Source organism: Aquihabitans sp. McL0605 (genome assembly GCF_049993875.1).
GTDB lineage: Bacteria > Actinomycetota > Acidimicrobiia > Acidimicrobiales > Iamiaceae > Aquihabitans.
Genome location: NZ_CP188252.1, coordinates 2,944,748 through 2,967,068, shown reverse-complemented (window position 1 = coordinate 2,967,068; position 22,321 = coordinate 2,944,748). Strand labels below are relative to the sequence as shown.

At 72.5% G+C, this 22,321-nt stretch carries 16 protein-coding genes; 6 read left to right on the top strand and 10 right to left on the bottom strand.

All coding sequences use genetic code 11. The features are described from left to right. Positions 1-72: 72 nt before the first annotated feature. From ACPPVX_RS13735 to ACPPVX_RS13720, 4 genes are all read right to left on the bottom strand, one after another. Positions 73-720, bottom strand: a complete 648-nt coding sequence (locus tag ACPPVX_RS13735) for a TetR/AcrR family transcriptional regulator (protein WP_426571125.1) — start codon at positions 718-720, stop codon at positions 73-75. Beyond that, positions 717-2,495 carry an acyclic terpene utilization AtuA family protein gene (locus tag ACPPVX_RS13730; protein WP_426571124.1) on the bottom strand — a complete coding sequence of 593 codons (1,779 nt, stop codon included), beginning with the start codon at positions 2,493-2,495 and terminating at the stop codon, positions 717-719. Before ACPPVX_RS13730 ends, ACPPVX_RS13735 begins: the two co-directional genes overlap by 4 nt. Before the next feature lie 121 nt (positions 2,496-2,616). Next, positions 2,617-4,611: an acetyl/propionyl/methylcrotonyl-CoA carboxylase subunit alpha gene (locus tag ACPPVX_RS13725; protein WP_426571123.1), complete on the bottom strand. Its 1,995-nt coding sequence runs from the start codon at positions 4,609-4,611 to the stop codon at positions 2,617-2,619. Beyond that, the gene (locus tag ACPPVX_RS13720; RefSeq protein ID WP_426571122.1) at positions 4,608-6,248 is read right to left on the bottom strand and encodes an acyl-CoA carboxylase subunit beta; all 1,641 of its coding nucleotides are present in this window, start codon (positions 6,246-6,248) and stop codon (positions 4,608-4,610) included. The genes ACPPVX_RS13725 and ACPPVX_RS13720 overlap by 4 nt, the downstream gene beginning before the upstream one ends. 169 nt (positions 6,249-6,417) lie before the next feature. Here ACPPVX_RS13720 and ACPPVX_RS13715 point away from each other — a divergent pair, with 169 nt between their 5' ends. The 3 genes from ACPPVX_RS13715 (at position 6,418) to ACPPVX_RS13705 (ending at position 9,852) form a co-directional block, all read left to right on the top strand. After that, the gene (locus ACPPVX_RS13715) at positions 6,418-7,557 is read left to right on the top strand and encodes a nitronate monooxygenase (protein ID WP_426571121.1); all 1,140 of its coding nucleotides are present in this window, start codon (positions 6,418-6,420) and stop codon (positions 7,555-7,557) included. A 75-nt stretch (positions 7,558-7,632) separates the two neighbouring features. Next, positions 7,633-8,652, top strand: a complete 1,020-nt coding sequence (locus ACPPVX_RS13710) for a hypothetical protein (RefSeq protein WP_426571120.1) — start codon at positions 7,633-7,635, stop codon at positions 8,650-8,652. 75 nt (positions 8,653-8,727) lie between these two features. Continuing rightward, positions 8,728-9,852: a winged helix DNA-binding domain-containing protein gene (locus ACPPVX_RS13705; protein ID WP_426571119.1), complete on the top strand. Its 1,125-nt coding sequence runs from the start codon at positions 8,728-8,730 to the stop codon at positions 9,850-9,852. A 30-nt stretch (positions 9,853-9,882) separates the two neighbouring features. Here the strand turns inward: ACPPVX_RS13705 and ACPPVX_RS13700 are convergent, their stop codons facing one another. Beyond that, positions 9,883-11,160, bottom strand: a complete 1,278-nt coding sequence (locus ACPPVX_RS13700) for a cytochrome P450 (RefSeq protein WP_426571118.1) — start codon at positions 11,158-11,160, stop codon at positions 9,883-9,885. A 79-nt stretch (positions 11,161-11,239) separates the two neighbouring features. After that, positions 11,240-12,334: a hypothetical protein gene (locus tag ACPPVX_RS13695; protein ID WP_426571117.1), complete on the bottom strand. Its 1,095-nt coding sequence runs from the start codon at positions 12,332-12,334 to the stop codon at positions 11,240-11,242. 260 nt (positions 12,335-12,594) lie between these two features. Between ACPPVX_RS13695 and ACPPVX_RS13690 the strand changes: the two genes are divergently transcribed. From ACPPVX_RS13690 to ACPPVX_RS13680, 3 genes are all read left to right on the top strand, one after another. Next, positions 12,595-15,036, top strand: coding sequence for an ABC transporter permease (locus tag ACPPVX_RS13690; RefSeq protein WP_426571116.1), 2,442 nt, complete (start codon positions 12,595-12,597; stop codon positions 15,034-15,036). Positions 15,037-15,178: 142 nt separating this feature from the next. After that, positions 15,179-15,847 carry a response regulator transcription factor gene (locus ACPPVX_RS13685; RefSeq protein WP_426571115.1) on the top strand — a complete coding sequence of 223 codons (669 nt, stop codon included), beginning with the start codon at positions 15,179-15,181 and terminating at the stop codon, positions 15,845-15,847. A gap of 53 nt (positions 15,848-15,900) precedes the next feature. Continuing rightward, positions 15,901-16,314 (top strand): response regulator, encoded by a 414-nt coding sequence (locus ACPPVX_RS13680; RefSeq protein WP_426571114.1) that lies wholly within the window; start codon positions 15,901-15,903, stop codon positions 16,312-16,314. Here the strand turns inward: ACPPVX_RS13680 and ACPPVX_RS13675 are convergent. The 4 genes from ACPPVX_RS13675 to ACPPVX_RS13660 all read right to left on the bottom strand — a co-directional run bounded on the left by ACPPVX_RS13675 (position 16,286) and on the right by ACPPVX_RS13660 (position 22,318). After that, positions 16,286-18,403, bottom strand: coding sequence for a histidine kinase (locus ACPPVX_RS13675; protein ID WP_426571113.1), 2,118 nt, complete (start codon positions 18,401-18,403; stop codon positions 16,286-16,288). The genes ACPPVX_RS13680 and ACPPVX_RS13675 overlap by 29 nt on opposite strands. Before the next feature lie 29 nt (positions 18,404-18,432). Beyond that, positions 18,433-19,089 carry an ABC transporter ATP-binding protein gene (locus ACPPVX_RS13670; protein ID WP_426571112.1) on the bottom strand — a complete coding sequence of 219 codons (657 nt, stop codon included), beginning with the start codon at positions 19,087-19,089 and terminating at the stop codon, positions 18,433-18,435. Positions 19,090-19,325: 236 nt separating this feature from the next. Further along, positions 19,326-20,651, bottom strand: a complete 1,326-nt coding sequence (locus ACPPVX_RS13665) for an adenylate/guanylate cyclase domain-containing protein (protein WP_426571111.1) — start codon at positions 20,649-20,651, stop codon at positions 19,326-19,328. Between the two features lie 170 nt (positions 20,652-20,821). Beyond that, the gene (locus ACPPVX_RS13660; RefSeq protein ID WP_426571110.1) at positions 20,822-22,318 is read right to left on the bottom strand and encodes a phytoene desaturase family protein; all 1,497 of its coding nucleotides are present in this window, start codon (positions 22,316-22,318) and stop codon (positions 20,822-20,824) included. Positions 22,319-22,321: the final 3 nt, after the last annotated feature.

Genomic DNA, 22,321 nt, shown 5'->3' with positions numbered 1-22,321 from the left:
AGCCGGTGTCAGCTGCGGTCGCTGTGCACTTCTGTGTCCCCACGACACCCAACGGCACGGCCCGGGTCGGGGTCATGGGCGGGGGAGGCCGGCGAGGATGATGTCGACGACGGCGTCGGCGGCCACCTTGGGCGACGAGCGCAGGGTGGCCATCACCTCGGGGCGGATGAAGTCGTGGCCCAGGTTGGCCAGGGCCCGGGCGACCGCCGCGGTGTCGACCTCGGCGATGTCGCCCCGCTCGACAGCAAGGTCGAGCAGCGTGCGGGTCACGGCGACGACGTAGTCGGCGTGCTCGCCGTTGCGGCGGCGGGCGGCGGGCACGTCGGCGAGGTCCCGCGAGTACGCCGGGGTGGTGCCGCTGACCGCCTTGGTGGCGGCGCTCAGGTAGGTGCGGATGGCATCGAGCGGCGCCAGGTCGGGGCTGATGGCCGCCATGGCCTCGCGGCCCACGTGCCAGAGGTGGACGTCGGCGACCGTGAGCACCAGCTCGTCGCGGCTCGGGGCGAGGCCGTACAGCGTGCGCAGCGAGCAGTTCAGGCTGGCGGCGATCTCCGACATGGTGAGGTGGGCGAAGCCGTCGCGGAACAGCGCGCCCAGCTCCTGGAGGAGCTCGCGCTGGCGCGGGGTGAGGGCCTGGACCTGCTCGCGAGTGAGCACGGGCCGCGGCGCGGGCACGGCGCGCAGGCGGCGCTCGACCTCCGACACGACGGCGGTGGTCACGGCGCCGCCGGCCCCGCCGGCGCCGGGAGCAGCGACTCGGGCAGGTCGACCACTCGCGCCCGCAGCCACTCGCCCAGGCCCTTGGCCTGGCCGTCCTGACGGGTCGACGCGGCCACGCCCTCCTGGAGCAGGCCGTGGAGCACGAAGTTGACCGACCAGATGTTGGGCAGCGGGAACCGCTCGACCCGCAGGCCGGCCGCCTCGGGCAGGAGCTCCTGGAGGCGTTCGACGGTGAGGTGCTCCGCCAGCCAGGCGTAGGCCTCGGGCGAGCGGGCGAACACGCCCAGGTTGGCGTTGCCGCCCTTGTCGCCCGACCGGGCGCCGAACACCCGACCGAGCGGCGCCCGGACGGTGGGGCCGCCTGGGGCCGCGGGCAGGTCGGTGCCGGCCGGCACCACGACGACATCGGCCGCCGGCGCCACCGAGTCGACCACGGTCCGCGGCCCGCCGAGGACGACGACGTGCTGGGGCACGAGGTCGGCCGGCACGACCGCCGGGCGGTAGACCCCGAACGGCCTGGCCACCCCCGTCCCCGCCACCGCGAACAGTCCGGGGATGGTGGCGAGGGCCAGCTCGTTGATGGCGCTCGCGGCCCCCTTCACCTTGCGCTCGTCGGGGTCCTTCAGCGTGATCCGCCAGAGGGCGACGGCCTCCTCGTTCGACACCGGGTCGGCCTTGTCGGTGCGCACGACCTCGGTGGTGACGCTGGCGATCTCGTCCTTGCCCACCGACGCCGACGCCCAGAACGCGGCGTCGACCAGCTCGGCCTTGGCCTCGATGTCGAGGCCGGTGAGCGCCACGTTGAGGTCGGTGCGGAACCCGCCGAGCTCGTTCATGGCGACCTTGAGGGTGGCCGGCGGCGGCTCGCCCCGGGTGCCGGTGAGGGCCACCCGGTCGGGGGCGACCTGCTCGAGGTGCACGGTGTCGAAGCGGGCGGTGACGTCGGGGCCGAGGTACGCGGGCGAACCGATCTCGTAGAGCAGCTGCGCGGTGACGGTGCCGATGGTGACCGCGCCACCGGTGCCGTCGTGCTTGCCGATGGTGCTGCTGCCGTCGGCGGCGATCTCGGCCCACGGGAACCCGGTGTGCGTGAGGCCGCTCAGCTCGGTGAAGAACGAGTAGTTGCCCCCGGTGGCCTGGGTGCCGCACTCGATGACGTGGCCGGCCACCACCGCGCCCGCCAGCTGGTCCCAGTCGTCCCGCTGCCAGCCGTGGTGCCACGCCGCCGGCCCGCACACGACCGCCGCGTCGGTGGTGCGGCCGGTCACCACGATGTCGGCCCCGGCGTTCAGCGCCTCGACGATGCCCCAGCAGCCGAGGTAGGCGTTGGCGGTGAGGAAGCGGGACGTGTCGCCCACCGGCTCGCCGGTCTCGAAGTGGTCGAGGTGCACGCCCGCGGCCACCAGCTCGGGCAGGCGGGGCAGCAGGTCGTCGCCGTCGACGTAGGCGATGGTGGGGTGGAGCCCGAGCTTGTCGGCCACCTCGGCCACCGCCTCGGCGCAGCCGTCGGGGTCGAGCCCGCCGGCGTTCGTGACCACCTTGATGCCGCGGTCGAGGCAGGTGCCCATGACCTGCTCCATCTGGGTGACGAAGGTGCGGGCGTACCCGCCGCCGGGCCGCTTCATGCGGGTCCGGGCGAGGATCAGCATGGTGAGCTCGGCCAGCCAGTCACCGGTGAGCACGTCGATCGGGCCGCCCTCGACCATCTCGCGCGCCGCGCCCAGCCGGTCGCCGTAGAACCCCGAGCAGTTGGCGATCCGGATCGGCCCGTTCATTGGACCCTCCCACCCGCCAACCCCCGGAACGTTCTGTGCTGACCCGGAGCTTCCACCGGCTCGTCACAGAAAGCTCGGGTGGTTCGGGGCGTGGTTCGGGTGGTTCGGGGCGTGGTGGGGGTCATGGGGCGACCTCACCGGTGGCTTCGGTCGGTTCGAAGACGAGGAGGACGGCGCCGTTGGCGACCTGGTCGCCGGTGGCGACGCGGACCTCGGCGACGGTGCCGTCGGCGGGGGCCGACATGTGGTGCTCCATCTTCATGGCCTCGAGGACCACGAGCGTCTCCCCCGCCGTGACCGCCTGACCCACCGCCACCCGCACGTCGAGCACCACGCCGGGCATGGGCGCGATGAACCCGCCGGCCACCTCGGCGGGACCGGGCACGGTGAACCGCGGGACCAGCTGGAGGCTGGCCGTGGACGAGCCGATGGACAGGTGCAGGTGGTCGCCGTCGAGGGTGATGCGGGCGGTGCTGCGGTGGCCGTCGACCTCGATGTCGATCGACTCGGGCGTCCACTCGTGGACGACGGCGCGCCCGTCGTCGCCGACGGCGAACGTGCCGTCGCGCTGAGCGCGGTAGCGGACCGTGGTCTCGTGGTCGCCCCAGCGCAGGCCGACGGTCTGGGCCGGCAGCCGGGCGTTGCGCCAGCCGCTGGGCATGGCGGCCAGCACAGGGGCGGTGCGCCGGTTGCGCTCCTGGAGCCACAGGGCGGCGACCGGCCCCATCCGCTCGAGCCCGGCGAGATCGGGCTCGACCGCGAGCCGCGGGCGGACCCGCTCGATGAAGTCGGTGGTGGTGTCGCCGGCGAGGAACTCGGGCGTGCGCAGGACCGCGGCCAGGAAGTCCCGGTTGGTGGTGAGCCCGCCGAGGTGGAGGCGCTCGAGGGCGAGGGCGAGGCGCAGGGCGGCCTCGACCCGGGTGGGGGCGTGGGCGGTCACCTTGGCCAGCATCGGATCGAACTCGACGCCCACCACCGAGCCCACCTCGACGCCGGAGTCCCAGCGGACGGCCGGCTCGGCGGCCGGCTCGAACGCCTCGATGGTGCCGGTGGCCGGGAGGAACCCGGCCGCGGGATCCTCGGCGTAGAGCCGGGCCTCGATGGCGTGCGTCTCGGCGCGGTGCGAGCGCAGGTGCTCGGCGGCTCGGCGCGCCGTGGCCGACATCGGCTGGCCGTCGGCCACGAGGAGCTGCTCGCGGACCAGGTCGACGCCGGTGACCTCCTCGGTGACGGGGTGCTCGACCTGGAGCCTGGTGTTCACCTCGAGGAAGAAGAACTCGCCGGTGGCGTCGTCGACGAGGAACTCGACCGTCCCCGTGGACGTGTAGCCGATCGCCTCGGCCAGCGCGAGGGCGGCGGCCCCCATGGCCTCGCGGGTCGGTTGCTGGATGCCGGGCGAGGGCGACTCCTCGATGACCTTCTGGTGGCGGCGCTGGATCGAGCACTCCCGCTCGCCCAGGTGCACGATCGTCCCGTGATCGTCGCCCAGGATCTGGATCTCCACGTGGCGGGACCGGGCGACGTAGCGCTCGAGGAACACCCGGTCGTCGCCGAACGAGCTCTTGGCCTCTCGCCGGGCGGCAGCCACGGCCTCATCGAGGTCTTCGGCGCGCTCGACGATGCGCATGCCCTTGCCGCCACCGCCGGCCGACGCCTTGACGAGCAGCGGGTAGCCCACGGTCCCGGCCTGGGTGGCGTCCTCGGTGGAGGGCAGGGTGGGGACGCCGGCGGCCACCGCCGCGGCCTTGGCGTTGATCTTGTCGCCCATCGCCACGATCACCTCGGGCGCGGGGCCGACCCACACGAGCCCGGCGTCGATCACGGAGCGGGCGAACCCGGCGTTCTCGGACAGGAAGCCGTAGCCCGGATGGATGGCGTCGGCGCCGGACCGGCGGGCGGCCGCGACCACGGCGGGGCCGTCGAGGTAGCCGCGTTCGAGGCGCACGGCCTCGTCGGCGTCGGTGACGAACGGGGCGCGGGCGTCGGCGTCGACGAACACGGCGACGGTCCGGATGCCCATGGCCCGCGCCGTGCGGATGATGCGGCGGGCGATCTCGCCGCGGTTGGCGACGAGCAGCGTGGAGGTGGGGGTGGAGGTGGAGGTCACGGTGCTCACAGCCGGAACACCCCGTAGCCCTCGGTGCCGGCCACCTCTCGGCTCGCCGCCACCGACAGGCACATGCCCAGCACGTCGCGGGTGTCGCGGGGGTCGATGATCCCGTCGTCGGTGATGGCGCCGGTGGCCCGCAGGGCGAGGGAGCCCTCCTCCTGGATGGCCTCGACCATCGCCACGATGCCGGCGTCCTCGTCCTCGTCGAACGCCTCGCCCTTGCGGGCGGCTTGGCCCCGGCGGACCATCGACATGACGCCGGCGATCTGCTTGGGGCCCATCACCGCGATCTTGGCGGTGGGCCACAGCCAGGTGAACCGGTTGCCGAACGCCCGGCCCGACATGCCGTAGGTGCCGGCGCCGTACGACGCGCCGATCACGACCGTGAGGTGCGGCACGGTCGAACTGGTCACCGCGTTGATCATCTGCGAGCCCTTCTTGATGATCCCGTCGGCCTCGAAGTCGCGGCCGACCATGAACCCGGTGATGTTCTGGAGGAACACGAGGGGCACGTCGATCTGGTTGCAGAGCTGGATGAAGTGGGCGGCCTTCTGGGCGGCATCGGGGTAGATGACGCCGTTGTTGCCCAGCACGCCCACCGGGTAGCCGTGGATGCTCGCCCAGCCGCACACCATGGTGGGGCCGAAGCGGGGCTTGAACTCCTCGAAGCGCGAGCCGTCGACCGTGCGGGCGATCACGTCGCGCACGTCGACCGGGGTGCGCAGGTCGCGGCTGACCAGCCCGAGCAGCTCCTCGGGATCGTGGATCGGTGCATCGGGCGACAGGGTGGGCTCGGGCCCGGCCTTGCGCCAGTTGAGGTGCGACACCACCTCGCGGCACATGCGGATGGCGTCCATCTCGTCGTCGGCGAAGTAGTCGCCCGTGCCCGAGACCTCGGCGTGGAGCTGGGCGCCGCCGAGCGACTCGTCGTCGCTGTCCTCGCCCGTGGCCATCTTGACCAGGGGCGGGCCGGCCAGGAACACCTTCGACTGGTCCTTCACCACGATCGTGTAGTCGGACAGCCCGGGTTGGTAGGCGCCGCCGGCGGTGGACGATCCGAACACCACGCACACGGTGGGGATGCGCAGCTTCGAGAGCTCGATCATCTCGTAGAAGAAGCGGCCGGTCTCGGCGAAGTGGGTGGTCTGGGTCTTGGGCCCGTCGCCGCCCCCGCCCATGCGCAGGTCGGCACCGGCCGACTCGACGAACGAGACGTACGGCATGTTGTTGTCTCGGGCGATCTCGATGGCCCGCATCCACTTCTTGCCGGCATACGGCGTGAGGGCGCCGGCCAGGACCGTGGGGTCGTTGCCCATGATCACGCACTCGACGCCGGCGATGACCCCGATGCCGACGACCATGCCGCCGCCCATCGTGTAGTCGGACTTGTAGCCGGCGAGGGCGCTGATCTCGAGGAACGGCGCGTCGGGGTCGAGCACGTTGGCGATGCGCTCGCGGATGGGCAGCTTGCCGCGGCTCCGCAGGCGCTCGGTGCGCTCGGGCCCGCCGCCGGCCTCGGCTTCGGCCAGCAGGACGTCGATCTCCGCGAGCTGCTCGAGCACGTCGGCGCGGTTGCGGGCGAAGGGCTCGCTGCCGGGGTCGACGGTCGAGGCGAGCGGAGGGGCCAGCAGGGTTCGCTCCATCGCCGGACCCTACCTGCGGTAAGGAAGTGCCGCCAGTGTTACCCTCGCGGACCGCCGTCGGCCGACAACACCGAACCCGGCACGGATCCAGGTCACGGGTGGCCGCCTTCCATGCCGGATTCTCCCGAGACCGACGCGGGCACCGTCGAAACGGACAAGGATCAACACCATGAGGAACACCATCACCGACATGCTGGGGATCGACGTCCCGATCTTCGCCTTCAGCCACTGCCGCGACGTGGTGGCCGCGGTGTCCCGGGCCGGCGGCCTGGGCGTGCTGGGCGCCGTGGCCCACAGCCCCGAGCAGCTCGAGATCGACCTGGCGTGGATCGAGGCCGAGGTGGGCGACAAGCCCTACGGCGTCGACCTCATCATCCCGGCCAAGTACGCCGGCGACGAGGGCGGCGGCTACACGATGGCCGACATCGCCAACCTCATCCCCGGCGAGTACTGGGAGTACGTCGACGAGATCCTGGCCCGCTACGACGTGCCGCCGATGCCCGACGACGTGGGCGGCGCGCTGTTCCAGGTGAAGGGCGACCAGCCGCTCCCGTTCTCCGAGCGCGCCTCGGGCCCGCAGCTCGAGATCTCGCTCGCCCACCGCACCGCGTTCGTGGCCAACGCCCTCGGCCCGCCGCCGCAGCACATGATCGACCGCTGCAAGGAGGAGGGCCGCCTGGTCGGCGCCCTCGCGGGCAAGGCCGTGCACGCCGAGCGCCACGTCCAGGCCGGCGTCGACATCATCGTCGCCCAGGGCGGCGAGGCCGGCGGCCACACCGGCGAGATCGGGTCGATGGTCCTCATCCCCGAGGTGGTCGACGCCGTCGCCCCCGTCCCGGTCCTCGGCGCGGGCGGCATCGGCCGGGGCCGCCAGATGGCCGCCGCCATGGCGCTGGGCGCCCAGGGCGTGTGGTGCGGCTCGGTGTGGCTGACCACCGAGGAGGCGGAGACCCACCCGGCCGTGAAGGCCAAGATGCTCAAGGCCACGTCCGCCGACACCGTGCGCTCCCGCTCGCGCACCGGCAAGCCCGCCCGCCAGCTGAAGTCGGCGTGGACCGAGGAGTGGGACAACCCGGAGCACCCGCCGCTCGGCATGCCCCTGCAGCCGATCCTCACCGCCCGGGCCATCGCCCGCATCGACCGGGCCGCGATGACCCCTGGGTCGGGTGCCGAGAAGCTGGCCAACTACTTCGTGGGCCAGATCGTCGGGAACATGAACGAGACCAAGAAGTCGGCCGACGTGGTGTTCGAGATGGTCGACGAGTTCATCGACGCCATCAACGGCGTGCGCAGCCAGATGGAGGCCTGACCGGACGGAGGCGCCGGGTGGCAGGCAGTACCTTCGTCCTGCCTCCCCCGCCCCGCCTCGCAGCCAGGACAACCCGTGGATCCGGTCCCCTCCCAACCGACAGCTGACGAGCCGTCGGACGGTGACGCTGCCGCCGCAGGAAGCGCCGAGGCGGCCGGCCCGGCACCGAAGACCGGCGCGCTCCGCCAGCGCGCCACGGCCCTCACCGACCAGGCCAAGAAGCTCCAGGAGGACAGCCGGGCGACCATCCCCCCGGTCGACATCGGGTTCTCCGCCCTCGAGCGCGACAACCACATCGGCGGGTTCCTCCTGGCCGGCGCCATCGCCTTCCGGCTCTTCGTCTACCTGTTGCCGATGTACCTGCTGGCCCTCGTGATCGCCGGTGCCGCGTTCGCCTTCGACCCCGACGACCCGTCGAAGGTGGCCAACAGCGCCGGGATGTCGAGCTACCTGTCGCAGTCGATCGGCGACGCCGCCAAGACCTCGCACAAGAGCCTGTGGCTGCTCATCCCCGTCACCCTCTACGCCGTGGTGTCCGCCGGTCTCTCGGTGCACAAGGCCATCGCCAGCTCGCACTCGCGGGCCTGGGGCCTGCCGGCCGTGCCCAAGAGCAAGCCCCACTACGTCGCCCTGGGCGTCCTGGTGTTCTCGCTGGTGGTGCTGGGCGTGAGCCGGTTCCTCTCGGTGATCCGCCACGGCCCTCTGCTCCCGGTCGCCATGGTGATCGGGGCGGCCATCTACACCGGGCTGTGGGTGCTGGCGTCGCGCGGCCTGCCCCGGGCCCCGGGGGCCAACCTCTGGGCGCTGGTGCCGGGCGCGATCCTCGTGGGCGCCGGCACGCAGGGCCTCTACCTGTTCAACGTGCTGTACCTGAACCGCAAGATCGAGTCGGCCTCGGCGGCGTACGGCGCCCTGGGCGTGGCCGCGTCAGCGCTGCTGTGGCTCTACTTGCTGGGCCGCCTGATGGTCGCCGCCCCCGTGCTGAACTCCACCCTGTGGCACCGCAAGCACGACCCCGGGGGCGGGCTCGGCGTCGCCGGCGACGAGCCGCTCGCGCCGCCCACCGAGGGCTCCTCCCGCCCATCGGCTCCCTAGCCGCTGCCCGGCGGCCGGCGCCGGAAGCGGGCGTCTGAGCGCCGGGTCGGCGGGCCGGCGCGGGCGGTTGCGCGCGTGGTGCATGCTCAGGACATCGCCACCAAGACCGCTGCCTCCGCGCCCTCCGGCCCCGACGACGGCGCCCTGCGCGCCGCCCGCCTTGGCGCGCAGCTGCTGACCGACCGCTGCGCCACCACGCCCGAACAGGTGGTCGAGCACCTCCTCGCCGTGCAGGCCCAAGACGCCCGAGCCGCTCGCCTCTCGGTGCGGGCCCGGTCCACCGGGCTCACCGCGGCCGACGTCGACGCCGCGCTGACCGAGCGGCAGACGATGGTGGTCGGGTGGCTGCACCGCACCACGCTCCACCTCGTCCCCGCCGCCGACTACTGGTGGCTCCACCAGCTGCTGTCACCGCGGCAGGTCACGTCGAGCGCCACCCGGCTGCGCCAGGAGGGCGTCGACGAGGTCGACGCCGAACGGGGCGTCGACCTCATCGCCGGGACGCTGCGCGACGACGGCCCCCAGACCCGCGACCAGCTGCGGGCCCGGCTCGACGCGGCGGGCATCCCGACCGCGGGCCAGGCGCTGGTCCACCTGCAGCTGGCGGCATCCATCGCCGGCCACCTGGTCCGGGGGCCGATGGTGGGCGATCAGCAGGCGTTCGTCCACGCGCCCACGTGGCTGGGCGAGCCCGAGCCCGAGGACCGCGATCTGCTCCTGGCCCGGCTGGCCGAGCGGTACCTCGTGGGCCACGGCCCGGCCGATGCCAAGGACCTGGTGAAGTGGACGGGCCTGGCGCTGGGCGCGTGCCGCCAGGGGCTGGCGGCCATCGCCGACCGCACCGAGCCCAGCGGTCCCGACGGCCGGGTGCGCCTGGCCGACCGGCCCGTGGCCACCGAGCTCCCGACCCCCCGACTGCTCGGCGGGTTCGACCCGATCCTCCACGGCTGGGTGGCCAAGGACCTGTTCGTCACCCACCTGCCCCAGGTGGTCACCACGAACGGGATCTTCCGCCCGACCGCGCTGGTCGACGGCCAGGTCGTGGCCACGTGGTCCCCCGCCGGGGCGCGCGTCACGCTCAAGCCGCTGGCCGGCATCTCGGTGGCGGCGATGGATGCGCTCCAAGCCGACGCCGACGACATCGCCCGCTACCTCGCCGTCGACCCGCGGCCGATCACGATCGACGCCCTGAGGCGCTGATCCGGTCGGGGCCCGGACCGGGCCCGATCGTCAGCGCGTGGTGATCGGCAGGACCACGGGGCCGCGGAGGGTCATCGAGCTCTTCCACCTCACGTCGGCCCGGTCGACCCGGTGGTCGGGGAAGGCGGCGCAGACCGCCGGCAGCACGATCCGGGCCTCGAGGCGGGCCAGCGCGGCGCCGACGCAGTGGTGGATGCCGTGGCCGAACGACAGCGACCTGTTGTTGGGCCGGTCGAAGTCGAGCTCGTTGGGGCGCTCGAACGCTTCGGGATCGCGGTTGGCGGCACCGAGCGCCAGCATGGCGATCTGACCGGCCTTGATGGTCTTGCCGTCGAGCTCGATGGTCTCGGTGAAGATGCGGTCGGTGTTCTGGACCGGGCTGTCGAAGCGGAGGAGCTCCTCGACGGCGGCGGGCGCGACCGTGGGGTCCTCGGCCAGGCGCGCCCGCAGATCGGGACGGTCCGACAGGGCCACCACGGCGTTGCCGAGCAGCCCGCTGGTGGTCTCGTGACCGGCGGTCATGAGCAGGGCGATCATCGACTGGAGCTCGACCCGGCTCAGCTTGGCGCCGCCGTCCTCGTCTTCGGCCTGGATCAGCTTCGACAGCAGGTCGTCGCCGGGCTCGGCGGTGCGCACGTCGATCCAGCCGTCGAGCGCCGCCTTCATCTCCCGCATCGCCGCGGCCATCTCCGCCGGCACGAACGCGTTGATGGGATCGATGACCTTGGCGTACTCGTCGGACCAGGCCTTGAGCCGGCCCCAGTCCTGCTCGGGCACGCCCAGCAGCTCGCCGATGACGTAGATCGGGAGCGGGGCGAACACCGACGAGAACAGGTCGACCGTGGGGTCGTGGCGGACCTTGCCGATCAGCTCCTCGGTGATCTCGGCGACGCGGGGCTCGAGGCCCTCGACCGTGCGGGGCGTGAAGGCCCGCGACACCAGGCGGCGGAGGCGGGTGTGGTCGGGCGGGTCGACCAGGAGCATCGACTTGGTGAACGTCTCGCGGTCGGCCCCGGCGAGCTTCGACCACGGCGACACGACCGAGAACAGGTCGCCGCGGTCGACCGACACCGGCGACCGGAACACGGTCTCGCACTCGTCGAACGACGACACGATCCAGTTGTTCAGCCCGCGGTGCCACACCACCTTGCCCTTGGCGCGCAGCTGCTCGTACGCCGGGTACGGGTCGACGTTGAGCGCCGGGCTGAACGGGTTCCACGGCTTCAGCAGCGTGTCGAGCACGGGGGCCAGCCGCGATGAGCGGTTGACCCTTCGCAGCACCGGAAGGGCGACCTGTTCGACGCGCATGCGCGAAGTCTCCCACGGCCCCGGCGGCGGCGGCCCGGTCATCGGGCACAGCCTGGCGGCCGGCCCGGCGGCCGTGCGGCTAGGCGGTGGCGGGCACCGAGGCGTCGGCGGCCACGTCGGCACCGGCGATGACGCCCGCGTCGTCGTCATCGGCCGGATGCGACGCGGGCCGGGTCAGCGCCAGCAGGAACAGCGGGAGCGTCACCCGGCCGAAGCCCCACCAGTACCACCAGACCAGCGGGCCGAGGCACGAGACGAACGCCACGTGGGCGACGAGGATCCCGCGCAGCACCGCGTCGCGGGAGCGCCACAGCTCGACGCACGCCGCCACCAGCAGCACGAACGTGATCAGCTCGGGGAGCTGCCAGTGCGGCACGGTCCGGACCAGCCCCACGAACGGCAGGCCCATCTGCGCTGAGCCGGTGGGGAACGCGCCGATCCGCAGCCGCACCACGCCGGCCCACAGGACGTACGCGAGGGCGGGGATGCCGAACGGCAGCGCCGGACGGAGGCGACGGGTCTGCGCCATCGTCGTCAGCGCCAGGCCGAGCGGGATGAGCAGCGTGGTCTCGCGGGTGAGCGCGGCCACGCAGAACAGCACGATGCCGAGCGAGTGCCGGCCCCGCAGCCACGCCGCCAGGCCGGCGAACGCGACGACGACGGCGAGCGGCTCGCACAGCCCGGGCCACCGCAGGCAGGCGATGGCCGCCGGCGTGAGGATCACCAGCTCCCCCCAGCGCAGCTCCCGGCCGAGCGCCCGGGCCACCGCACCCGTCGCCAGCGGCAGCAGCCCGATGCCGATCACGGTCAGCACCAGGATCATCGGCGCGAGCAGCGACCGCTGGCCGCCGAGCGACGCCACCCAGTCGACCCAGCCCTGCACCGGCCGAGCCGCCCGGTACGCCGCCTGGTGCTGATCGCCCGAGTACCCGGCGGTCAGGTGGGCCAGGCTGGGATCGGTCGCCTGCTGGGCGAACGCCTGGCCGTCCATCTGCGCGACCAGCACCTCGGCACGCGACTGCTGGGTCGAGAAGACCGTCGTCCACGTCCCCATCTGCTGCCCCGCCGGCACCGTCGCCCACGACAGCAGGATCCACAGCGCGGCCAGGCCGGTCACGATCGCCGCGGCGCGCCACGGGCGCCGGTCGGCGGCAGCCGCCGTCGAGGCAGGCACGGGCGCGTGCCGATCGTGGCCGAGGGAGTCCGTCACCCCTCTCCATCGGCACCAGGTCCAGCTCGTTGACCGTTCCGGCTCACCGCGCACCACCGGGCCCCGCAGCCGCGTGCTCCGGTGCACCGGGGTGCGCGGGGTGGTGCTGGTACCCCTCTCGGCCTGGGCGGTTGCCCCCTTGCCCGAATCGGCCAGCTCAGGTCAACTGACCCCATGGTCGATGGTCCCTGGAACGCCAGCGAGCAGCCGATGCCGGGTCCGCGGTGAACATCGCGTGGTACCGGTTCCGGTGCACGTTCGCGCGCCGGTGGTTGGGCTACCTCGGGGTGGCGCTGCTCATCGCCCTGGTGGGTGGCGTGGCCATGGCATCGGTGGCGGGGGCCCGGCGCACGGCCTCGGGGTTCCACCGCTTCCTGGCCGACAGCAACCGCTCCGATCTGGCGATCGACAGCGGGCCCTACGACCCGAAGGTCATCGAGGCGGTCGGTGGGCTCCCCGAGGTCACGGGCCACCAGACCTACGTCGCGTTCTACACCGCACGTCTCGACCCGGACGGAGCGCCGATCTTGGACGCGGTGACCGACCAGGGCGAGTGGGTGGGGAGCGTGGACGGGCTCTACTTCGACCAGGACGCCATGGCCATCACCCACGGACGGATGGCCGACCCGACGAAGGTCGGCGAGGTCGTGATCAGCGAGTCCATGGCCGAGCTGACCCACTACGGCGTCGGCCAGCGGCTTCCGGTGGGTGTGTTCAGCGCGGATGACGTCGAGTCGGGCAACGAGGCGGCGGCACCGAAGGACTCCCTCACCGTAGAGATCGTCGGCATCGGTGTGTTCACCGACGAGGTGGTGCAGGACGAGGTCGACCGGGTCCCGAGGGTCCTGGCGACGCCGGCGTTCACCGCCAAGGAGCGGCAGTGGGCGACCTACGCCTGGACCGGGCTGAGGCTGCGACGGGGCGCGGCCGATGTGCCGCGGGTCAAGGCGGAGTACGCCGGGCTGCTGGATCCGGGATCGCCCGTGTTCTTCCGGGAGACGGCGATCACGGCGGCTCAGGCCCAGCGAGCCATCCGGCCGCAAGCGGTGGCCCTCGGAGTGTTCGGGCTCATCGCGCTCCTGGCCACCCTGGTCCTGGCCGGGCAGGCCCTCGGCCGGCAGCTCGCGGTGGAGCGTGACGATCTGCCGCAGCTGCGGGCGATCGGGGCGGGTCCGGGCACGACCGCGGCGCAGGGCTTGGTCGGCGCCGCCCTGGTCATCGCGGTGGGTGTCGCCCTGGCCCTCGTGGTGGCCGTGCTGTTGTCCCCGCTGGCCCCCATCGGGTCGATACGGCGGGTGGAGGTCGATCGGGGCGTCTCCGTCGATTGGGCCGTGCTGGCCGCCGGTGCGGCGACCTTGGTGGTCCTGCTGTCGCTCGTGGCGGTGACGCTGGCGTGGCGCCAGGCCCCGCACCGGTCGGCGCACCGGGGACGACCCAACGCCCGGCCGTCGAGGGTGGTCCAAGGAGCGAGCGCTGCAGGGTTGTCGGTCGCCGCGGTGCTGGGCATCGGGCGCGCCGTGCGCCCGGGCACCGGCCGGACGGCCGTGTCGACACGGTCGGTGATGGTGGGTGCCGCGGTGGCCATCATGGCCATGACGGCGTCGCTCACCTTCAGCGCCAGCCTCGACGCCCTGATCTCCCAACCCCAGCTCTTCGGGTGGAACTGGGACGAGATGCTGCTCGCCAGCTCGGGCTACGGCAACCTGCCGAAGGCCGCCACCGCGAAGGTCCTCGACGCCGACTCGAACGTCGAGGCGTGGAGCGGCATCTACTTCGGCTCGATGGAGCTCGACGGGATGAACGTCGCCGTGATCGGTGGGCAGCCCGACGCTGCGGTGAACCCACCCATGTTGAGGGGTCACGCGCTCAACGGCCCTGATGAGGTGGTGCTGGGCGAGCAGACCCTCGAGCAGCTCGGCAAGAAGATCGGTGACACCGTCTCGACCACGGACGACTCGGGACCGGCCCGACTGCGCGTCGTCGGGACCGCGACGCTGGCCACGCTCGGTGTCGGTCACGGTTCGCACACGTCGATGGGGACCGGGGCGCTCGTCGACTACCAGCACATCCCTGGCGTCCACCGCAACGACGCGGGCATGGCCGACCCCGGGCCGAACGCGGTGATCGTGCGGTTCAAGCCGGGGACCGACACCTCCCAGGCCCACCGCGACCTGGCCAAGAAGGTGCCTCCGCTCGCCGTCTCGGGCAACAGCGTCGACCCCGTCGGCGTCCAGAAGCCCGCCGAGATCGTCAACTACCAGGACATGGGGTCGGCGCCCGCCATCCTGGCCGGCGGTCTGCTGGTCGCAGCGCTGCTGTCGCTGATCCTCGCCCTGTTCGCATCCGTCCGTCGGCAGCGCCGGGAGCTCGCCGTCTTGAAGGCCCTCGGGCTCACGCGGCGGCAAGTGGGTGCCACCCTCACCTGGCAGGCCGCGGTGACGGTGACCATCGGTGCGCTGGTGGGAGTGCCGGCCGGCATCATCGTGGGCCGCGCCCTGTGGGTGACGTTCGCCCACCAGCTCCACGCCGTGGTGCGTCCGGAGATCCCCGTGGTCGCCGTCGCCCTGGTCACGGCCGGCACCGTCATCGTGTCGGTGCTCGTCGCCGCCATCCCGGGTCGGGCGGCGGCACGCGTCCCCATCAGCGTGCTGCTCCGGAGCGAATGACCGACGCCCGATCGGTCGGCACCGGCACCCTCAGCCCTCCGACGCCCTCGCCTGCCAACGGTCGCCAGGAAGCCACGGTCCACGCGGCGGGGCGACGACTCCCGCTGCCGGTGCATCCGCCGTGCACGTACTGTTGGGGACCATGACGATCCGGGTCGTGGTGGCGGAGGACAACTACCTGCTCCGGGCCGGCGTCACCCGGTTGCTCGAGGCCTACGGCGAGATCCAGGTCGTCGGTTCCTGCGGCACGTTCGACGAGTTGCTGGAAGCGGTCCAAGACACGCTCCCCGACGTGGTGGTGACCGACATCCGGATGCCGCCGACCGGCACCGACGAAGGCATCAGGGCAGCCACCGAGCTCCGGTCCACCCATCCCGACATCGGCGTGGTGGTGCTGTCGCAGTACGCCACCCCCAGCTATGCCCTCGCGCTCTTCGAAGCCGGCTCCGACGGCCGCGCCTACCTGCTCAAGGACCGCGTCTCCGAACTGGACGAGCTGGTCACGGCCATCCAGGTCGTCGCCGACGGCGGCTCGGTCGTCGACCCGAAGGTGGTCGAGGAGCTGGTCAGCGCCCGGTCCGCACGGGCGTCGTCGCCGCTGAAGCACCTCACCGCACGCGAGCGGGAGGTGCTGGCAGAGCTCGCCACCGGCCGGTCCAACTCGGCGATCGCCGCGTCGCTGTTCCTCTCCGAACGAGCCGTGGAGAAGCACTCGAACTCGATCTTCTCCAAGCTCGGGCTGAACGAGGAGCCCAACGTGAACCGTCGGGTGAAAGCGGTGCTCGTGCACCTGGCCGCCAGCGACACATGACGACTCGTGGTAGCACCCCTCCAGAGCCGGAGCGGATGCGTCACGATGACCAGGTGGCTGTCAACGTCGTGGTCCGCGTCCTGATCGTCGACGATCAGCTGCCGTTCCGCAGCGCGGCGAGATCGGTGGTCGATCGCCTGTCGGGCTTCGAGGTGGTCGGCGAGGCCGAATCGGGCGAGGACGCCGTGACCATGGCGGCGGAGCTGACCCCGCACCTGGTCCTGATGGACATCAACATGGGCGCCATGGACGGCATCGAGGCGACGCGCCACCTCGTTGCCCAGGACCCGGCGGTGATGGTCGTCCTGCTGTCGACCTACGAGTTGAGCGACCTGCCGCCGGACGCCCGGACATCTGGCGCGTCGGCCTACGTCCCGAAGGACGACTTCGGCGGCCGAGAGATCCGAGCGCTGTGGGAGTCCGGAGGGGACGAGGGGTTCAGGCGTCCAACGGGATCTGGCCGCTGATGGTCGTCCCCGCACCGGGGCTCGATCGGACGTCGAGGCGACCGCCGATCGCTCCGAGGCGGTCGGTCATGTTCACGAAGCCGTGCCCGAGGTTCGCCGAGCCACCGATCTCGAACCCGGCGCCGTCATCGCGGACCTCGAACCGAAGGTCACGTGCGTCATCGTGGACCGCGACGACGATCGTCGCGCCATCCCCGGCGTGCTTGCCGGCGTTCTGCAGCGCTTCGAGGCAGCAGAAGTAGACGGTCGCCTCGATCTCGGCGCGGTACCGGCCCACTCCCTCGAGCTCGACCGTGGTCGGCAGCGCGGCCCTCGACGCGGCGGCGGGCAGCGCCTCGGTCAACCCGCCCGAGGACAGCAGCGGCGGGAAGATGCCGTGGGCGAGCGCTCGGAGCTCGGCGATCGCGTCCTTCAGATCGGCCCGCAGCTCGCCGATCACCGAGGCCGCCTCGCCCGGATCCTCGTCCGTCAGGTCCTCCGCCAGCCGCAGCTTCACCGCCATGGCCACCAGGTGTTGCTGGGCGCCGTCATGGAGGTCGCGTTCGAGCCGGCGGCGCTCGGCGTCGCCGGCGCTCACGATGCGGAGCCTGGAGCCCCTGAGCTCCTCGTTGGCCCGCTGCAGCTCCTCGAGCGACTCCTGGAGCGCGGAGTCGAGCTGGACGTTGTGGAGCGCGAGCCCCACCTGGCGCGCCAGCTCCACCACGACCCGGTCGTCCTCCGCAGAGAACGAACTGCCGTCGGCGCGGCGCTCCAGCACGATGAGGCCCAGGAGCTCGCCGCCGTGGGCGACGGGGCCCACCCGGATGAGCATCGGGTCACGCTGCGCCGCCAGCTCCGGCAGCCACACCTCGATCCAGGTTCCGCCCGACACCCCGGCACGAGCGACCACGGTCCGCTCCTTGTCGGCGATGCCCATGGAAGAGGCCTCGCGGTGGGGCACCCCGGCCGCGAGCTCGAGCCGCCCGTTCGCACCGGTCCAGACCTCCGCCGATGCCAGGTTCATCGTCTTGCGCAGCGACTCGGCGAGCTGCAGGAGCAGCTCCTCGAGCGGAATCGCCCGGCTCAGACGGGAGCCCCAGGTCCGAAGGGCCTCGTCCGGCGCGAACTGCTCGCCGTAGACCAGGCGGTTGGCCAGGGCGGTGAGCCGCTGGCGCGCCGGGATGTAGAGGAGAGCGGCGACAGCGGCGGCGACCATGGACGCCAGGAGCAACGACCGTTCGGTCCCGCTGGGGGTTCGACCCAGACCGATCACCACCACGACGTACGCGGCCAGCACGAGCGCGGTGAGCCCCGCCAGCGCCACGGTGTGGGCCAGCAGGTGGTCGACGCTGGCCAGGAGTCGTCGATCGGTCCCGGCGATCAGCGAGAGCGGGAGCAGTGCGCTCACCACCGCGACGATGAGCCAGGGCTGCGGCGGCCAGTCGGCGATCACCTCCAGGGCCGCCACCACCACGACGACCTCGGCCGAGACGGCCAGCGCCCACCCGATCCACTGCATCCTCCGACGCTCATCGGGACCGGCCCGACGGTACCGGTGGTTGGCCAGCGCCACGCCGCCCACCACGTACACGGCGACGAGGATCGCCCAGGCCCAGTCGAGCGCGCCGCTCGAGCTCCGCGAGAGCAGACCGCCGGCGACCGCGGCCGCGACGTAGCCGAGGGCCACGATCCAGCGCCGCGACGGCTCCGACAACCGACCGCTCGGCAGACCGACCAGCAGGTGGAGCAGACCGCCGCACGCCAGACCCGCCAAGACCCAGGAAAGGGTCCGCCAGGACGCGACCCCGCCGTCGGGGAGCCGGTGGAGCCACACGGCGTGGGCCAAGAGCGCCGCCCCGCCCAGCACGGCGATCGCGAGCACGATCGGCGCCTGCCGGTCGGTGCGCTGACGCAGGCCGATCAGCAGTCCGGCGACCGCCCAGATGCCGACCAGCACCGCCGCGACGATCGCTCCCCCGGCCACCCCGCGATCATCAGCCGCCAGCGAGAGGAGGGCAGCGGCCGCCAGCACGATGGCGAGCGGCGCCGCGAGCAGGCAGAACGCCGGCCCCAGCTCCGTCGGCTCGTCGGCGACGACACCGGCCGGCATGGACCGCGACGGGGAGTGGAGGGCCTGGCTCACCTGTCACCGGCGGCGGCGTCCACGCGTGTCGCAGCCGCCCCTACCAGCCCGTCATCGACCACCCGGCCATCGCGCATGCGCACGATGCGCTCCGCCGCATCGGCCACTGGCTGGTCGTGGGTGACCATCAGGATCGTCTGGCCCGCCGCGTGGAAGCGACGGAACAGCTCGAGCACCTCCTCGCCTCCCTCGGAGTCGAGCGCGCCCGTCGGCTCGTCGGCCAACAGGACCGTCGGCTCGTTCGCCAACGCCCGGGCGATGGCCAGCCGCTGGCGTTGACCGCCGGACAACGTGACCGGCGCCGCCTTGGCCTTGTCGCCCAGACCGAGGAGGTCGAGCAGGTCGCGCGCCCTCGTCTCGGCCGCCTTGCGCTTGGTGCCAGCAACCACCGCCGGCATCACCACGTTCTCCAGCGCGGTCATCCCCTCGAGCAGGTTGAAGAACTGGAACACCATCCCGATGTGCTGCCGTCGCATGCGCGCCAGGTCGTCCTCGCTCATCCCGGTGAGGAGCACACCGTCGATCGAGATATCGCCCTCGTCCGCCACATCGAGACCGGCGATCAGGTTGAGCAGGGTCGACTTGCCGCAGCCCGAGGGGCCCATCACCGCGACGAACTCCCCTCGTCGGACCTCGAGGTCGGCCCCGCGCAACGCTCGTACCGGTGCGAGGTCGGCCTCGAACGTGCGGTACGCGCCACGGACCGATGCCGCCGACACGTACGGGATGCTCAGGTCGACGCTCATCTCGGTCTCCTTCGTCTGGGATCATTGGATGCGACGTAGCGGCCGCGCGCAAGCAGGCTGCCCACATCGCGACCGGGTGCCAGCCACACCGTCATCCGGGCCTCAGCGCCTCGGCCGCGCGGGAGACCGGTCGCGCGCGGCGCTCACAGTGGTCCGATCCGCCACGGCGCGACCGGCGTGTCCCTGCCCTTGACCAGCTCTGGCGCGAGGTGCTCCGCATCCGTCGGGCGCTGAGACAACAGCTCCCAGGTGGGCTCGGAGATGACCACCTGCCCCGGCGCTGCGAGCTGCTGCAGCCGTTGGCTCAGGTTCACCGCATCGCCGACGACGGAGTACTCGACGCGCTCCTCGGACCCGAGGAGCGCAGCGGCCACGTCGCCCGTCGACAACCCGATGCCGAGGTCGAACACCGGCAGCCCCTCCTCCTCCCAGCCCCGGTTCACCGCGTGCTGGGCCTCGTGCATCGCCATCGACGCCTCGAGCGCGTCGTCGGCGTGCGCGGCCGACGGAGCCGGCGCACCGAACACGGCCATGACGGCATCACCGACGTACTGCATGACCGTGCCGTGGAAGTCGATGATGGCTCGGTTCATGGCCGAGCGGTGGGCGTTGAGCTGGCCGGCGAGACGAGACGGATCCGCGTGCTCCGCGATCGTCGAGTAGCCGCGGATGTCGGACATGACCACGGTGACGGTCAGCCGCTCGGTCTCGCCCACGCCCCGACCCTCGGCGAGGAGCTTGGCCGCTACGCCTCCGGGCAGCAGCCGGGACAACGACTCGCCCTGCTCCTCCCGGGTGACGATCGCCTCGTGCAGCACGCGCAGCCGTCGCACGGCACCGGCCGCCCCCGCCGACGCCCCCTCGGCGAGGGTCGCGAACAACCGATCGACATCGTTGCTCGCCGCCGCCGCCGTGGTTTTGCGGACGGCCGCGATCGCCTTGATCGGCTTGCCTTCGGCGAGCATGGCCAAGAGCGCCTCATCGTCCGGGGACAGCCCGTCGGTCGACGCGGTCACCGGCCGCAGCATGGCGTCGACGATCGAGGGGTCGAGCGACGAGCCACCGGACGCGACCGCCCGGATCGCCTGCGCCAGCTGATCGCCCTCGGCGATCCGGTCCTTGAGGAGGTAGGCGTAGCCGGCGGCCCCTTCGGAGAGGAGCTTGATCGCGTAGTCCGGATCGTCGAACTGGCTGAGGATCACGACGCCGGTGCCGGGGTGGCGCTTGCGGATCTCCTTGCAGGCATCGATGCCCTCGCTCTGGAACGCCGGCGGCATCCGGATGTCCGACACGACGACCTGGGGCGCGGCCTCGTCGGCGACGGCCACGAGGGTGTCGTAGTCCTCCGCGACCCCCACGATCTCCAGGTCGCGCTCGCGAGCCAGCATCGCCCGGACGCCCTCTCGGATGATCACGTTGTCGTCGGCCAGCACCACCGAGATCGAGCGGTCGGAGCCCACCTCGCTCACCGGGCGCTCACTCGGACAACGGGTGCTGCGAGGGACCGACGCGCCAAGAACGACATGGTGATATTCGACACCGTGCCGCGCGGAAGGAGAAGGGTGCTGGCACCAACTCCGCGCGGGGTGGCCCCTCCCTCAGGGAGCGAGCGGCAGCGCGCACCTGTGCGCCTACGTGCTCAGCGCCGCACCGCGAGCACATCGTTGGCCGCGAGGAGCCCGCACATCCCATGGACCCCCGCGCCCGGCGGCGTCGACGAGGAGCACAGCCACACCCCATCGATGGGCGTGCGCCACGGGTGCAGCCCAAAGGTCGGTCGAGCGATGAACTGCCGAAGGTCGGCGACGCCCCCGCCGATGTCGCCGCCGACGTAGTTGGCGTCGTGAGCCTCCATCGCCGCCGGCAGCATCACGTGGCGGTCCGCGATCACTTCGCGGAACCCTGGAGCGAACCGCTCGACCTGCGCCTCGATGCGACCGGACACGTCCAGCGTCGAGCCGTGGGGCACATGGCAGTAGGCCCATGCGGTGTGGGTGCCCTCGGGTGCCCGAGTGCGGTCGAACAACGTCGGCTGGACGAGCAGCACGAAGGGCCGCTCCGGATGCCGGCCCTTCTGCACCTCGCCCTCGGCGGCCACGACCTCCTCGAGCGCGCCTCCCAGGTGCACGGTCGCACTCCGGGAGCAATCCGGATCGGCCCACGGGATCGGCGCATCCAGCACCCAGTCGACCTTGCAGACACCCGGCCCGTAGCGGAACCGTTGCAGGGCCCGCCGGTAGCGCGCCGGGACGCGCTCGCCGGCGATCGCCAGGACCTGGCGCGGGGTCAGGTCGAGCAGCACGGCGCGGGTCGGTGGCAGCTCGTCGAGCGAGGCGATGCGCCGGCCGCACTCGACCGTGCCACCCAGCGAGACGAGCAACGACACCAGGGCGTCGGCGATGGCCTGGGAGCCGCCCTCGGCCATCGGCCAGCCCACGAGGTGGCCCAGCATCCCGAGCATCAGGCCGTACCCAGCGGTGGCGGGGGCACGCAGCGACAGGACCGAGTGGGCGGCGAGCCCGCCGAACAAGCCCTGGGCGGCGTCGCTGGAGAACCGTCGGCCGGCCAGCCCCCTTGCCGACCCGACACCGACGAGGCCGTACCGGGCCAGGGCGACCGGATGCTCCGGCGGGACCGTCAACGGCGCCAACAGGCCGTCGGTCAGGTCCAGACCCGACCGCATCAGGGGGTCGAACAGCCGGCGGTAGGCGGCCGCATCCTCCCCGAGCCCCGCAGCCGTCTCAGCGACCGACCGGTGGAGCGACGCGCTGCGGCCGCGGTCGAGCGCATGGACCAACGGGACATCGGGATGGATCCAGCGCAGCCCGTGCCGCTCGAGCGGCAGGTTGCGCAGCGCGGGCGAGCCGAGGCCGAGGGGATGGATCGCGGAGCAGATGTCGTGGGTCACCCCCGGCCGCATCAGCTCCATCGAGCGGGTCCCACCCCCTGGCCGATCAGCGGCTTCGACCACCAGGACCCGCTGGCCCGCCTGAGCCAAGGTGATCGCCGCCACCAAGCCGTTCGGTCCCGCGCCCACCACCACCGCATCCGGATCGATCACGACGCCATGCAATACGAACGCGCTCCCCCGGACAAGGGCATTGCTGTTGAACGGGAGGGGAAGCCAGCACCCCATCCG

Bases quoted from the DNA above. Each gene is read 5' to 3' on its own strand.
- ACPPVX_RS13730 (WP_426571124.1), bottom strand. From the start codon at position 2,495: ATGAACGGGCCGATCCGGATCGCCAACTGCTCGGGGTTCTACGGCGAC.
- ACPPVX_RS13720 (WP_426571122.1), bottom strand. From the start codon at position 6,248: ATGGAGCGAACCCTGCTGGCCCCTCCGCTCGCCTCGACCGTCGACCCC.
- ACPPVX_RS13715 (WP_426571121.1), top strand. From the start codon at position 6,418: ATGAGGAACACCATCACCGACATGCTGGGGATCGACGTCCCGATCTTC.
- ACPPVX_RS13700 (WP_426571118.1), bottom strand. From the start codon at position 11,160: ATGCGCGTCGAACAGGTCGCCCTTCCGGTGCTGCGAAGGGTCAACCGC.
- ACPPVX_RS13685 (WP_426571115.1), top strand. From the start codon at position 15,179: ATGACGATCCGGGTCGTGGTGGCGGAGGACAACTACCTGCTCCGGGCC.
- ACPPVX_RS13675 (WP_426571113.1), bottom strand. From the start codon at position 18,403: ATGCCGGCCGGTGTCGTCGCCGACGAGCCGACGGAGCTGGGGCCGGCG.
- ACPPVX_RS13660 (WP_426571110.1), bottom strand. From the start codon at position 22,318: ATGGGGTGCTGGCTTCCCCTCCCGTTCAACAGCAATGCCCTTGTCCGG.